Genomic DNA, 14,435 nt, shown 5'->3' on the forward strand with positions numbered 1-14,435 from the left:
TTAGCTATTGTTGATAAAGAAAAAGCACTTGGATGACAAAATCGTCTCAAGTGCTTTTTTAATTTCAAACAATAAATGGTTAGTAACTGCTTAGGAAGGCAGAGGTATAAAAGGTATATTAATTTTTATTTTCAACCAAGCCAATCATCACACCCATCTCTTTTTTATCATGTGTAGCGATGCTGGGTGCATATAATGCCGATGCAATCCCGCCATCTAAAAATAGCGCATTTGCACAGTTTAAGTCATCTTTAAACAGCGCAGCAAATTGATAAAACGTCACAGGCTCATCGCTATTGACGAATTGGATGCTACCATCGCTGCAAACACCGGCACCATTGCGTAGCTTGAGTGAGGTGCTATCAGAGTTGAACTGCGGATGTATCTCGTTATTGATAACCAACATCGGACCCGATTGGGTGGCATACCAAGGCTGCGCTTTGCCGCTCTCAAGCTGCTCATTTAAAGCATTGCTTTCAGTGATTTTTACCTTGCCAGACTTATCCCACCACAGCACACCATTGGGCAATAAATGAAAATTGCCGCCTCCTTCTTTGGTATTTAACGCACGAATCTCTTTACCATCGATGACAGTATAGCCAATCGGTGCATAATTTTCGTTATACATGCCTGCATTCATGGCAAAACTAAGCGTTTGATTGTCTGGCAAGGTCGCTATTACATTGTCAAAGGTTAGCAAAGGTTGCTCGCTTGCAGACGATTGCCAAAACAGCTGTAAAGAGTAGCGCTCGCTATTTAATGCATTGGTATCGATACGGCAGATGCTATAAGAAAACGGCGAGTTTTGTGTTTCGCATGACCAGTTTTCTGTATCATTGTCAGATGCATCAGCACCTATCGGCTGGCAGGCACTAACGCTCAAGGCCATAAGCGCTGCCGCCAGTAGGGAGTGGGGTAAAGCAAAACCGAAACTTGGCATCAATGAGGTGTCTTTTATATTAGGACTATAGTCAGTGAAAAGTAATATCGATATATCATGTACAACTGATATCAACTTTTCTTGCTTGCTGTGCCTGCGCAGACAGAGGCTACAAAAAACTGATATCAGCAATAGCATCGCGTTTTTAGAAGATTTTAACGATATAATTGGGTCTATAATTTATAGGCTTGTATGGCTATTAGCTTATTATTTGCTAGCAGGCGGGAAGTCGCGAAAGGTATTATTGACATTACCAATCAGCCGACCACCATTGATTTCATTATATTCAGGACTACCCAGGCTTGCTTCTGTGGGTGCGCTGGTTTCTTTGCCTTTATCACGCGAGTCCTTGTTATAAGCAATCAACGCATCGTTATTGGCTAAGAAGCTATCGGGGTTTGCCATGACCCACATCTGGTTGAAAACGTCTGCGCGGGCACTATGATCAAGTAAAGCGCCTCTATCGGTAAAGTAAAAGAACTTAGATAATAATTTGATTTGGCCGTCGTCTAAGCGGCGAGCGATATGATAAGGCTGCAACTGACTTGGGTGTTCAAGTCCCACCGCTCCCACGATACTGGCGAGAGATTTGAGGGTGTTCTTGTGGAAGCTTGCGACGCGCTCGGCTTTGCTGGGGACATCCAGTGCTTTTTGACGATACGGGTCTTGAGTAGCCACACCAGTCGGGCAGGTATTGGTGTGACATGAGCGTGACTGAATACAGCCAACGGCAAACATAAAGCCACGCGCTGAGTTGCACCAGTCTGCGCCCAAAGCAATCATACGCGCAATATCAAAGCCGGATACGATCTTGCCGCTGACGCCAAGCTTAATCTTGTTGCGGATGCCTGCACCAACCAAGGTGTTGTGTACCAATAAAAACCCTTCAACCATCGGCATGCCGACGTTATCCATAAATTCAACCGGTGCTGCGCCCGTACCGCCTTCAGCGCCATCGATAACAATAAAGTCAGGATAGTTATCCGTTTCTATCATGGCTTTGACAATGGCCATAAACTGCCACGGTTGACCCACACATAACTTAAAACCAACGGGCTTGCCGCCTGATAAGTCACGTAGCTGTTGCCAAAAAGCCACCATTTCGCGTGGCGTACTAAAGGCGGTATGCGAAGATGGCGACACGCAATCCTGCCCAAGAGGAACTTGACGGGTATCAGCAATCTCTTGAGTGATCTTCTCAGCAGGTAGCACGCCACCTTTACCAGGTTTTGCACCTTGAGAGAGCTTAATCTCAATCATTTTAACTTGTGGATCGACCGCTTTTTCGGCGAAAGACTGTGGATCAAAATTGCCGTTGTCATCACGGCAACCAAAATACCCCGTACCCAATTCCCAAATCAAATCGCCACCGAACTTGCGGTGATACGGGCTAATCGCGCCCTCACCGGTATCGTGAGTGAAGCCGCCAATCTTTGCACCTTGATTGAGCGCCATAATGGCATTGGCTGATAAGCTACCAAAGCTCATCGCCGAGATATTAAACACCGACATATCGTGCGGCTGTTGGCAGCGTTCGCCGCCAACGATAATACGAAAGTCTTGGCTCTCTAACGGTTGACTCACTGCCGACTGCAAAAACCACTCCTTACCATGCGCGTATAAATTATCCAACGTACCAAAGGCATTGGTATCGCTGACGTTCTTTGCACGTTGGTAAACGAGCGCACGTTGCTGGCGTGAAAACGGTACTTGCTCTTTATCATCCTCTAATAAATACTGACGAATCTCAGGACGGAAGTCTTCGAGGACATAGCGAATATGACCCGCGATAGGGTAATTGCTAAGAATAGAATGCTTTGATTGAATCAAGTCATAAATACCCAAACCTACTGCCAAACCACCGAGAATAATCAGCCACCAATTGGTTAATAGTAGCCCTGCTAAGAATAGCAAGATAGCTGCCGCAAAAGTGCTGTAACGTAGCAGAACACCAGTCAGGTAAGGGGAGTTGTTTTCAGGTTTGGGGTTTAGATTGGTACGAGATTCAGGCATAGCAAGGCTCAACAGTAAGGCGTAAAGATTAAAAAACGCAACGATATAGTCAGTCCAATACGAAAAAGATACAGCGGGACTGGGATGCTTAGTTTTTAATGTTGGTTTTGCAGCCTCTGTCGGCGTGGGCAAAGCAAGCCAGAAAAATTTATACCAGTTCCACATTTGAATGTTCAACAGACCCTAAATAACGTATCCATTTTATTTAGTATCGACTATAAGTTAAAAAGGCGCTAACTTAGCAAATAACAGGTTAAAAAATAACTATACGGTTATCATTGTTATTATGGGAAAATAAAGCGCTTAAATTTATCGATGATATCATACACATATGATATCACTGCATCGGTTTAATTGGGTAACAGAGTGCTAATTTTGCTCTTAGAATAGGCTAAGGGTAGTCTATGCGCTTAAAGCAAACACATAGAAAATTCTAAAATTTTTGATTGAATAATAATTAGTCTATTTCATCATATTATCAGTATCTGTATACCTCGATGAAAAATAATAAATTCAATCATCTTGTCTAACCACCACTGCCAATCCTTTCAGCCAACGCCTGCAATTTTGGCACAATCATCGCTGCATATTCGTCCGCTTGCCAATTGGCACTCGGCACACTGGCATTAAGCGAATAGGCATGCTGTCCAGTGGCCACATCAAATACGCCAACGGCGACGGCCAATATATCGGTAGAAAACTCACCATCTGATACCGTATAGCCGTATTTTGCATAATACTCTGCAGACTCAGATAAAGCAGTCTGCGCGCGGTCATACTCTTCTTTGGATAAATGCTCTTGTAGATTGTTTCTAATAACAGCCTGTCTCACTGGCGAGCTCACTGCATAAAAAGCGCGACCAATAGCGGTACGGGTGACCGGCACTGCTGAGCCAACTTGCAAATTGACCGATAGGCGAGCAGGGCTGCGACAACAAGCGTGATAGCGCATTTCTCCTTCGACCTCTGTTGCCAAGTTCACCGATACTTCATTGCTACTCGCAAACTGCCTTAGCAGTGGCTCAGCGGCTGCGACCATATCGTGGCGACTCCACGCAGTGGCGCTGAGTCGCACCGTGCTACTGCCCAATTGATACTGTCCGTGCTCGGTAAGACGTAAAAATCCAAGCGTGGTTAACGTATAAATTAGGCGTGTAACGGTTGCTTTTGGTAATTGTGTCATCTGGCATAATTGTTGATGACTGAGCTGCTCACAGTCTTCAAAGGCTGCTAATAAAGTCAGTCCACGTCCCAGCGCAGTGACAAACTGTCGGTCATTATCTTCCTTGCTTTGACCAATGACAGTAGTGATTCGGTCTAATAATGGCAGAGCTGTTGATACATTTTTTGTCATTTTATAATCGTCTGTGTTGATAAAGGGTTTACAACGCGGCTAAATTTTGCTTAAATAGTTTTATATTATGAAACTAAGTTTCGCACAGCGGAATTAAGAAGTCAATATCTTACTAAGTTAGTTCATATCTCATTCACTACTCGTCGGTCAGGATGACTGACACCAAGGAGCTCCACATGGCAACATCTACTAGCCCACGTTTTGATTGGGAAGATCCTTTTTTATTACGCGATCAGCTGACTGACGAAGAGCGCATGGTCACTGAAAGTGCTCGTCAGTTTTTTCAAAAAGAGCTGATGCCTGGTATTTTAGAGGCCAATCGCAACGAGAACTTTGATCGTAATATCATGCGCCAAATGGGTGAGATGGGCTTACTTGGGGTGACGATTGAAGGTTATGGCTGTGCCGGTTTGTCTAGTGTCGCTTACGGCTTGATTGCCAAAGAAATTGAAGCGGTTGACTCGGGCTATCGTTCAGCGATGAGTGTACAGTCAAGCTTGGTCATGCATCCTATTTGGGCGTACGGCACCGAAGAGCAAAGAGAGCAATATTTGCCGAAGCTGGCTTCAGGCGAATATGTCGGCTGCTTTGGTCTGACTGAGCCAGATTCCGGCTCTGATCCTTCATCGATGTCGACTCGTGCGCGTGCAGTGGATGGCGGTTATGAGCTGACGGGTAATAAGATGTGGATTACCAACAGTCCTATCGCGGATGTGTTTGTGGTGTGGGCAAAAGATGACGCTGGTGATATTCGTGGTTTTATCTTAGATAAAGGCATGAAAGGCTTATCAGCGCCGAAGATTGAAGGGAAGTTCTCACTGCGTGCCTCAGTCACTGGCGAGATTGTCATGGACAAAGTGTTCGTTCCCGAAGCCAATGCCTTCCCAGATATCCGTGGTCTAAAAGGGCCGTTTGGTTGCTTAAATAAAGCCCGTTACGGTATCGCTTGGGGCTCAATGGGCGCGGCTGAGTTTTGCTGGAAAGCGGCTCGTCAATACACGCTAGATCGCAAGCAGTTTGGTCGTCCGCTAGCCGCGACGCAGCTCGTACAGTTGAAGCTTGCCAATATGCAAACTGAAATCACGTTGGGTCTACAGGCAGCGCTACGTGTTGGGCGTCTGATGGATGAAGACAATGCAGCGCCTGAGATGATTTCGCTGATTAAGCGTAATAACTGTGGTAAAGCGCTGGATGTCGCGCGTATCGCTCGTGATATGCATGGCGGTAACGGTATCTCTGATGAGTATCACATCATCCGTCACGTCATGAACCTAGAGGCGGTCAACACTTATGAAGGGACGCATGATATTCATGCGCTCATCTTAGGTCGTGCACAGACGGGTATTCAAGCGTTCTTTTAAGCGTTTTTAATTGATACAACTGTATTTTGTGACGTACGTTATTGTTTTGCTTTTTACGAAGCAGTTATAGACAGTAGCGTACGTTTTTCAGTTGTTCTTCATGATTTAACCGTTAAGCGGCTAAATGATGCAGAACAGTTTTATGATCAAAAAATCAAAGAATACGCTACAAAATAAGGGATGATTATGACTGATAGGGCTAATATGCCAGAGGGCGCGTTGCATGGTATCAAGGTACTGGATTTATCGAGAGTATTGGCGGGCCCTTCTTGCACACAAGTACTTGCTGATCTGGGCGCAGAAGTCATAAAAGTTGAGCGTCCACATATCGGCGATGAAACGCGTCATTGGGCCCCGCCAAAATTCAGCGATGACACTTCCGCTTATTACGCCACTATTAACCGCAATAAAAAATCGCTTACCGTCGATATTACTAAACCGGCAGGACAAGCCATTATCAAACAGCTCATTGCTGATAGCGATATTGTCGTTGAGAACTTTAAGGTGGGTGGTTTAAAGAAATACGGCTTAGATTACGACAGTTTAAAACAAGCCAATCCACGTCTGATTTATGCGTCATTGACGGGGTTTGGTCAGACAGGTCCCGACGCCAAGCGCCCCGGTTACGACTATATTATTCAAGGGCTATCAGGACTAATGAGTATTACTGGGCCAAGCGACGGCGAACCGCACAAGGTTGGTGTGGCCGTCGTTGATTTGTTTGCAGGCTTGCAGCTGACCATTGGTATTCAAGCGGCACTGCTGGCACGTCAGCATACCGGATTTGGACAACATGTCGATGTAGCATTGCTTGACAGTGCACTGGCGATGTTAGCGAACGTCGGTATGAATCATTTAGCCTCAGGTGATGTACCGCCAAGACTGGGTAATCAGCATCCCAATATCGTGCCTTATCAAGTGTTTGCTGGTGAGGGGGAGGCGCACTTTATCTTAGCCTGTGGTAATGACAGCCAGTTTGCCAAGCTTTGTGACGTATTGGGTATTGATTGGCATAGCGACAGCCGCTTTACGACCAATCCGCAACGCGTTGCCAATCGTGAGCTGCTATGTAATGAGCTGGCCAAAAAGTTCGGCGAGCAACCACGCAACTATTGGTTAGAGGTATTGGATCAAGAAGGCATTCCGTGCGGTGCTATTCATAACGTGGCCGAAGCTTTAGCCATGCCGCAAGCATTGGCACGCGAGATGATTGTTGATTTTAGTGAGCAGGGTAGTCCTGTTAGAGCACTGGGTAATCCCATTAAGCTTTCTGCATCACCTGTCAGCTATCGTACGCCGCCACCGCAATTGAGCGAGCATACCGATAGCACGCTTGCTGATTTGGGTTACGACAGCGAGATGATTGCCAAGCTTAAAGCGGATGGGATTGTTTAGTTAATGGCTCATTTGACTGTTTGAGACGTTTATCAGACAGCTAAGCCAAATGCTCCTCTTTAAAACCCAAACGCTGCTCAATTTGCTGTGCCAATTCAATCAGCACAGCACTGACCTCAGCATACTTAGACTCGTACTCTGCCTGCAAAAAGCTAACCGCCATACCTGCAACGGCATTGCCTGACGCATTGCGAATATAAGTACCCAAGCAGTACATACCTTCGCGTAATTGCCCGTCATCGAGTGAGATACGACTGTCATGAATGGCGGCCATCTCAGTAGATAAGTCCGCAAAGTTATCGACACCGTTTGGCGTCAGTGGTTCAGGGAAGATACCTTCGTACAAAGATTCGATGGTTTGGATGGAGAGCGTAGACAACATCGCTTTGCCAGTCGCTGAAAATACCGCTGGCACGCGCACACCAGCACGGAAGGTAAAGCCGAGCGGGGCAGGCGCTTCATGACAGGCCAAAAATACTACTTCGCCCAAGTCAAGTTTGGATAAGGTAACGGTATGCTGCATGAGTATAGGATACTGCACGATGAGGTCTTTAAATAGCTGGATGACGCCTTGCTGCTGCTCATACTTGCCGGCCCAATACATCAGATAGGAGCCTAAATGAAAGCGGCTGTCGCTATCTTTATAGATGACATGCTTGGCCAGCAAGCTTTGCAAAATGTTATGGGTTGAACTACGCGGCAGCTTTAATTGCTTGGCGATATAAGCGGCAGTCAAGGGCTGTTGACTTGCTGTAATCAAATCTAAAATCTGAAAGGTTTTGTCCAATGCTGGAACGGCCGTTGTGCTCATAAGTCGCCTATAAAAAAGTAAAAACCAAAATAGTGAAGAGAATACTCAAAATAATTTGAATAAAGGTTGCAAATAGTGACGCATCATTCTTATAATGATGTCTCATATATAGAATTAATGTTCAGTATATTGAACAAAATACAGATGAGCAATAATTATTACTGACTGATCGTTTTGATTTTTAGTCTCTTATAATGAGCTTACTAACAATGAATGGTGTTGCCGTACTTTTAAAATGGCATAGTTTTGAGTTTTCACTTTAAATGGCCACATTATCAAATTGTTAAATAGCTTGCCCATAATAAATGCGCAAATCACGACCCACATGGAGTGTTACGATGCCAAAAAATACGCTAACCCTATCGAATTCAGAGCTACTAAAACAGCAGTGTTTTATCAAAGACGGCTGGCAAGGTGCCAGTGACGGCGCGACTATCGATGTGACCAATCCTTTTAATGGCGAAGTCATCGGTACGGTGCCAAGCTTAACCAAACAAGACGTCGATGAAGCGGTCGCTTACTCTCATAAAGCGCAAGTATCATGGGCGGAAAAAACGGCCAAAGAACGTGCCGAGCTACTGCAAAAGTGGGCCGATCTTATTGATGAAAACAAAGAAGATCTCGCGATTCTTATGACTGCCGAACAAGGTAAACCATTGACGGAATCACGTGGTGAGATTGGTTATGCCAACAGCTTTATTCGCTGGTTTGCCGAAGAAGGTAAGCGCGTCTACGGCGATGTCATCCCCGCCAATCAATCACAACTGCGCCACGTTGTTTTAAAGCAACCGGTCGGTGTCTGTGCAGCAATTACACCTTGGAACTTCCCTGCGGCAATGATTACCCGTAAAGCGGCTCCTGCTTTGGCTTCTGGCTGTAGCATCATCATCAAACCTGCCACCGAAACCCCGTTTTCGGCCTTAGCCCTTGGTGTATTAGCTGAGCAAGCTGGTATCCCAGCAGGCGTCATTCAAGTAGTGACGGGCAAATCATCGGTCATCGGTGAAATCTTAACGGGTGATGCCCGTATTCAAAAGCTATCGTTCACCGGTTCTACTGAAGTCGGTCGTACCTTGATGGCACAGTGCGCACCAACCATCAAAAAATTGTCTCTAGAATTGGGTGGCAATGCGCCCTTTATCGTCTTTGATGATGCCGATCTCGAAAAAGCTGCTGATGGTTTAATTGCCTCCAAATTCCGCAACGCTGGTCAAACGTGCGTATGTGCCAACCGTGTCTACGTACAAGCCAGTATCAAAGATAAATTCCTCGATATTTTTGTGAAAAAAGTTGAAGCACTTAACGTCGGCAATGGTATGGATGAGGGCGTTAATATTGGTCCTTTGATCAATGAAAAGGGCTTAGAAAAAGTACAAGCGTTATTAAAAGATGCCTTGGATAAAGGCGCTCACTTGGTCACTGGTGGTGACAAAAATGACGCTTCTCCGCTTAGCTTTAACCCAACCGTCATTACCGATATCAGTACCGACATGGATATCGCTGCTGAAGAGATTTTTGGTCCTATCGCGACGATATTCGTTTTTGACGATGAAGCAGAAGCCATCCGTCAAGCCAACGACACGATTTATGGTTTGGCCGCTTACTTCTATAGCGGCAGTTATGCACGCTCATGGCGCGTCACCGAAGGTCTTGAGTACGGCATTATCGGCCACAACACTGGTTTGATATCTACTGAAGTTGCGCCATTTGGTGGCGTCAAGCAGTCTGGCTTTGGCCGTGAAGGCTCAAAATACGGCATCGAAGAATATGTCGTGACCAAATACTGGTGTTCTGACGTCAGCTAATGTTTGATTTCAACGCCGCACTGTAAGCTGTTTATTAAAAGCACCTCTTATCTAGCACCTAATGCTTGTTAAATGAGCGACTATCTAATCAATGGCGCTCATATTAAAAATAATGAAAAGGACATTCTCATGACTACGACCAATCAATCATTACTTGCGCGCCGCAAAGCCGTTTTACCAACAGGACTTGGTGTTGCCTTTCCTATCTTCGCAGAAAAAGCCAAAAACTCTGAAGTTTGGGATGTGGAAGGCAATCGCTATATCGATTTCGTCGGCGGTATCTCAGTACTCAATACTGGTCACAGCCATCCGAAAATCACTCAGCGTGTCCATGAGCAACTTGATAAGTTTACCCATACTGCGGCACAAATGATTAACTATGAATGCTATGTCGATCTTGCCGAAAAGCTTTGCGAAAAAGCCCCTATCAGCGGTGAGAAAAAAGCGTTCTTTTTAACCACTGGCGCAGAAGCCGTCGAAAACTGTATAAAGATTGCTCGTGCAAAAACTGGTCGCCCGGGCGTCATCTCTTTCGTTGGCGGTTGGCATGGTCGCACGCTGATGTGCATGAGTCTGACGGGTAAAGTGTTGCCGTACAAAAAGAACTTTGGTCCGATGCCAGGCCCTGTCTTTCATGCGCTATTCCCAGCAGAAGAGCTGAACGTCACCGAAGCACAAGCATTGCATAGCCTTGAGATGATCTTTCAAGCGGATATCGATCCTAGTGAAGTGGCGGCGATGATTATCGAGCCAGTACAAGGCGAGGGTGGTTTCCATCAAGTGACGCCATCATTTGCCAAAGCCTTACGCGAGATTTGTGATGAGCATGGCATCGTACTGATTTTTGATGAAGTGCAGTGTGGTTTTGCGCGTACGGGTACGTTGTTCGCCAGTGAGCAGTTAGGCGTTGAGCCGGACTTGATGACCAGTGCCAAGAGCTTGGCAGGTGGTTATCCTATTTCTGCCGTTATCGGTCGCGCTGATATTATGGATGCGCCGCAAGTAGGTGGTTTGGGCGGTACTTATTCTGGTAACCCATTGGCGTGTGTTGCTGCATTGGCAGTGATGGAAGTCATCGAAGAAGAGAACCTGCTTGAGCGTAGTATTGAGATTGGAGACAAAATCGAAGCATTCTTAAAGGATTTAAACCTAAGTAGCATCGGTCATATTCGCCATAAAGGCGCGATGCTTGCGTTTGAATTAATCGACAGTGACGGCAAGCCTGATGTCGAGGCGACTACTAACTTAAAAGCCAAAGCATTCGAGCAAGGTCTACTATTAGCCTCGTGCGGCATGTTTGGCAACGCCATTCGTGTGATGGTGCCGCTCACCGTTGAAGATGAAGTACTGCAAGAAGGATTAGATATGATCAAAGGTATCCTAACGGCTTAATAAATATTGAGCCAATAGTTGATAGAACAGCAAGATTGCCCATATGGCACTCGCTTTGAGTACATTTTTTACAACGGCGCCTTGCAAGTCAAGACGCCGTTGCTGTCTCTACTATTTGAATCTCAAACAGGTATAGTCAAGGAATTTTAAAATCGCTATAAGGCGACCGACCGCAGATAGTACATTGAGTACATCTAGGGCGGGTAACACCGTAGCGGTTTAAAAGTGCTCTGGTAGTATATGACAGCTTGAATCAAAAGGTATATATGATAATTATGATGGGTGCTATCCCACTAAACAAAACATAGTGTGGCCATAAATAGTGTGGCCATAAAAGGTTAACACGGACGACACACAGACAAGGAGTAAGTTATGTCTGAATTAAAAAAATCGTTAGGGACGCTAGATATTATTGCCTTAGCATTCGGAGCTATGGTCGGTTGGGGCTGGGTAGTCTTGGCAGGAGGCTGGATTTTATCTGCTGGGACATGGGGCGCGATGCTGGCGTTCTTTATTGGCGGTTTGGCAGTGATACTGATTGGTGTGACTTATGCTGAGCTGGCGGCCTCCATGCCGATTACGGGCGGTGAGCATACTTATACGCACCGAGCACTAGGGGTGAATGTCTCCTTTATTTGTTCGTGGAGTATTCTGTTCGGTTATTTTTCAGTGGTCGCTTTTGAGGCAGTTGCTTTACCGACCGTCGTAGAGTATTTCATTCCCAACTATAACCAAGGGTATCTGTGGACCATCGCTGGTTGGGATGTCTATGCCACCTGGGTAGGCGTCGGGATGCTCGGCTCAATTATTGTGACGTGGCTAAATATACGCGGTATGGAAGTCAGTGCTTGGTTTCAAAAAACGGCGGTATTGGGCATTTTATTCGTCGGTACATTACTGTTTATCGGTGCGGTCTTGTTCAATCCTGAGGGCTCAAATTCGATACAAGCGCCCGCGTTTATTGGTGGTATCGGCGGTATGATGGCGGTCATCGTCATGGTGCCTTTTATGTTTGTTGGTTTTGACGTTATCCCGCAGGCAGCAGAAGAGATCGATCTAACTCGTCCTAATATCGGTAAGTTTTTGATCATCTCTATCGTCGTTGCGGTGATGTGGTATGTGGGTATTGCTTGGAGCGTGGGGACGACGCTGCCACTTGTACAAGCAGAGGACTCAACCCTTGCTACTGCTGATGCGATGACCAATGCATGGCAAGGTAAGTGGGCAGGAATTTTGCTGGTGATTGGCGGTGTGCTTGGGATTTTATCAAGCTGGAATGCCTTCTTAATCGGTGGTAGTCGTCTACTATACGCCATGTCAAAAGCACGTATGTTGCCTGCCTTCTTGGGCAAGCTACATCCAAAGTATAAGACGCCGTCGAATGCCATTCTATTAATCGGTGGTTTGGCGACATTAGCGCCATTATTTGGTCGTAAAATGCTGGTTTGGATCGTCGATGCCGGTGGCTTTGGTATCGTTATTGCTTATACCTGTGTCGCTATCTCATTCCTAGTACTACGCTACCGCGAACCTGATATGGTACGTCCATTTAAAATACCAGCAGGTAAGCTCGTTGGTATGGTTACGATTGCACTAAGTTTTGGTTTATTGATGTTATATATGCCAGGTATGCCATCGGCGCTAACACCCATTGAATGGTGGATTTTCTTTGGCTGGACTGTGCTAGGTATTGCATTATATGGCTATGCAAGGATCAAGTATCCGGGTATTAGTGAGTCAATTATGGCAGAAGAGCTACGTGAATTAAAAATTGTTAACCAGTTGTGGCTAAAAGATAACCCACCTAAACGATAAGATTTTTTTATCAATGATCATGCATAAAAAAGCCTAACATCTAATGTTAGGCTTTTTGTTTATCTAAAAAATACGCTATTGATTACGATTTATCGCGGATCAACTTGTAGTTTAGAAATTCTGTAATACCAAGAGTACCTAGCTCGCGACCAAATCCTGAGCGTTTAACGCCACCGAATGGGGTGTTGGCTTCGGTACCAGAAGGAGCATTAATAGTTACCATACCCACTTCTAATTGCTCAGCAATCTCTGCTGCCAATGCGGCATCTTGAGTTTGGATAGAAGCACCCAAACCAAAAGGCACATCATTAGCAATTTTGATAGCATGTGCAATGTCATCCGCTTTGTAGATAACGGCGACAGGACCGAACAACTCTTGACTATAAACATCCATTGAATCATTGACGTCTGTCAATACAGCAGGTGCAAACCAAGCACCGGGCTTGTCTTTGACTATGCCGCCTTCGACTAGAACGGTTGCACCAGCTTTAACAGCATTGTCTAACTGCTCTTGCAAGTTGGTTGCTGCGGCCTTCGAAGACATCGGACCAATGAAAGTATCTTCACTTTGTGGATCAGCTAGGCTCATGCCACGTACGGCGTCAGTAAAGCCTTTAACAAACTGGTCGTAAACGCTTTCGACGATAATTAAACGCTTAGCAGCATTACAAGCCTGGCCAGTATTACCGAAACGACCTGTGATCGCACCTTGTACGGCTTGTTCGATGTCAGCATCTGCTGCAACGATAAAGGCATCAGAGCCGCCAAGTTCTAAAACGACTTTTTTAAGTGCGCCGCCTGCTATTTTTGCAACCGCTTGTCCTGCACGTTCAGAGCCTGTCAAAGAAATACCTTGAACTCTAGTGTCTTCAATAATCGTTGCTGCTTGATCGTTAGTAGCAAAAACATTGTTATACACGCCATTAGGCAAGCCTGCTTCTGTCAGCATCTCAGCGATGACTTCTGCCGTATTAGGGCATTGCGGTGCATGTTTTAGAATGACCGTATTACCTGCCATAAAGTTCGGTGCGACAAAACGTGCTACCTGATAATGTGGATAGTTCCATGGCATGATGCCAAGTAACACACCAACTGGTAGTTTTTCTACCGAGGCTGAACCTTCTGCAACATCAATCTTATTTGGTGCTAATAGCTGCGCTGCGTTGTCTGCGTAATAACGATAAATTTCGGCAACTAGCTGGATTTCACCTTTGGCTTGTGCGACAGGCTTGCCCATTTCGTTGGCAACGATACGTGCTAGCTCGTCTTGGCGCTCAATATAGAGGTCAGCGACTTTATTTAATATAACACTACGTTCGCTAAGCGACGTTTTTTGCCAGTCCTGATACGCATTATCCGCTTGCTCAATGGCATTCTGGATATCTTGCTCAGTCGCTGTAGGATAAGTGGCTTCAATTTCACCTGTAGATGGGTTGCTAACTTGATATTCGCTCATAGTTATGTCCTTTAGTTTAAAATGTCCTTGGATTAAGATCCATTTTTGATTGTGTGGCAAATTACTCTATTTTTTATCATAAAGCGCGTGGAT

Annotated in this window: 10 protein-coding genes; 5 read left to right on the forward strand and 5 right to left on the reverse strand. The window is 45.6% G+C overall.

What is annotated here, in order from left to right; genetic code table 11:
* Positions 1-118: 118 nt before the first annotated feature.
* The 3 genes from AAEY79_RS05295 to AAEY79_RS05305 all read right to left on the reverse strand — a co-directional run bounded on the left by AAEY79_RS05295 (position 119) and on the right by AAEY79_RS05305 (position 4,307).
* Complete coding sequence (locus tag AAEY79_RS05295) at positions 119-940, reverse strand: phosphodiester glycosidase family protein (protein WP_025651264.1); 822 nt, start codon at positions 938-940, stop codon at positions 119-121.
* A gap of 207 nt (positions 941-1,147) precedes the next feature.
* Complete coding sequence (locus tag AAEY79_RS05300; protein WP_201565968.1) at positions 1,148-2,953, reverse strand: FMN-binding glutamate synthase family protein; 1,806 nt, start codon at positions 2,951-2,953, stop codon at positions 1,148-1,150.
* A gap of 526 nt (positions 2,954-3,479) precedes the next feature.
* Entirely contained in the window at positions 3,480-4,307 is an 828-nt protein-coding gene (locus AAEY79_RS05305) for an IclR family transcriptional regulator (RefSeq protein WP_201632054.1), read from the reverse strand.
* A gap of 176 nt (positions 4,308-4,483) precedes the next feature.
* Here AAEY79_RS05305 and AAEY79_RS05310 point away from each other — a divergent pair, with 176 nt between their 5' ends.
* Positions 4,484-5,668 (forward strand): acyl-CoA dehydrogenase, encoded by a 1,185-nt coding sequence (locus AAEY79_RS05310; protein WP_101212124.1) that lies wholly within the window; start codon positions 4,484-4,486, stop codon positions 5,666-5,668.
* A 186-nt stretch (positions 5,669-5,854) separates the two neighbouring features.
* Positions 5,855-7,063, forward strand: a complete 1,209-nt coding sequence (locus tag AAEY79_RS05315; RefSeq protein WP_407074176.1) for a CaiB/BaiF CoA transferase family protein — start codon at positions 5,855-5,857, stop codon at positions 7,061-7,063.
* A gap of 40 nt (positions 7,064-7,103) precedes the next feature.
* On the opposite strand, the gene AAEY79_RS05320 is transcribed toward AAEY79_RS05315, so the two are convergent.
* Positions 7,104-7,874, reverse strand: coding sequence for an IclR family transcriptional regulator (locus AAEY79_RS05320; protein ID WP_025651254.1), 771 nt, complete (start codon positions 7,872-7,874; stop codon positions 7,104-7,106).
* A 338-nt stretch (positions 7,875-8,212) separates the two neighbouring features.
* Between AAEY79_RS05320 and AAEY79_RS05325 the strand changes: the two genes are divergently transcribed.
* From AAEY79_RS05325 to AAEY79_RS05335, 3 genes are all read left to right on the forward strand, one after another.
* Positions 8,213-9,679: an NAD-dependent succinate-semialdehyde dehydrogenase gene (locus AAEY79_RS05325; protein ID WP_350588094.1), complete on the forward strand. Its 1,467-nt coding sequence runs from the start codon at positions 8,213-8,215 to the stop codon at positions 9,677-9,679.
* Between the two features lie 129 nt (positions 9,680-9,808).
* Entirely contained in the window at positions 9,809-11,071 is a 1,263-nt protein-coding gene (gabT, locus tag AAEY79_RS05330; RefSeq protein ID WP_201632061.1) for a 4-aminobutyrate--2-oxoglutarate transaminase, read from the forward strand.
* Between the two features lie 372 nt (positions 11,072-11,443).
* A complete protein-coding gene (locus tag AAEY79_RS05335) occupies positions 11,444-12,886 on the forward strand; it encodes an APC family permease (RefSeq protein WP_173239685.1) in 1,443 nt (480 codons plus the stop codon).
* An 82-nt stretch (positions 12,887-12,968) separates the two neighbouring features.
* On the opposite strand, the gene AAEY79_RS05340 is transcribed toward AAEY79_RS05335, so the two are convergent.
* Positions 12,969-14,342 (reverse strand): NAD-dependent succinate-semialdehyde dehydrogenase, encoded by a 1,374-nt coding sequence (locus AAEY79_RS05340; protein ID WP_025651051.1) that lies wholly within the window; start codon positions 14,340-14,342, stop codon positions 12,969-12,971.
* Positions 14,343-14,435: the final 93 nt, after the last annotated feature.

The sequence above is a fragment of the Psychrobacter sp. GW64-MNA-CIBAN-0177 genome (assembly GCF_040309585.1).
Lineage (GTDB): Bacteria > Pseudomonadota > Gammaproteobacteria > Pseudomonadales > Moraxellaceae > Psychrobacter > Psychrobacter okhotskensis.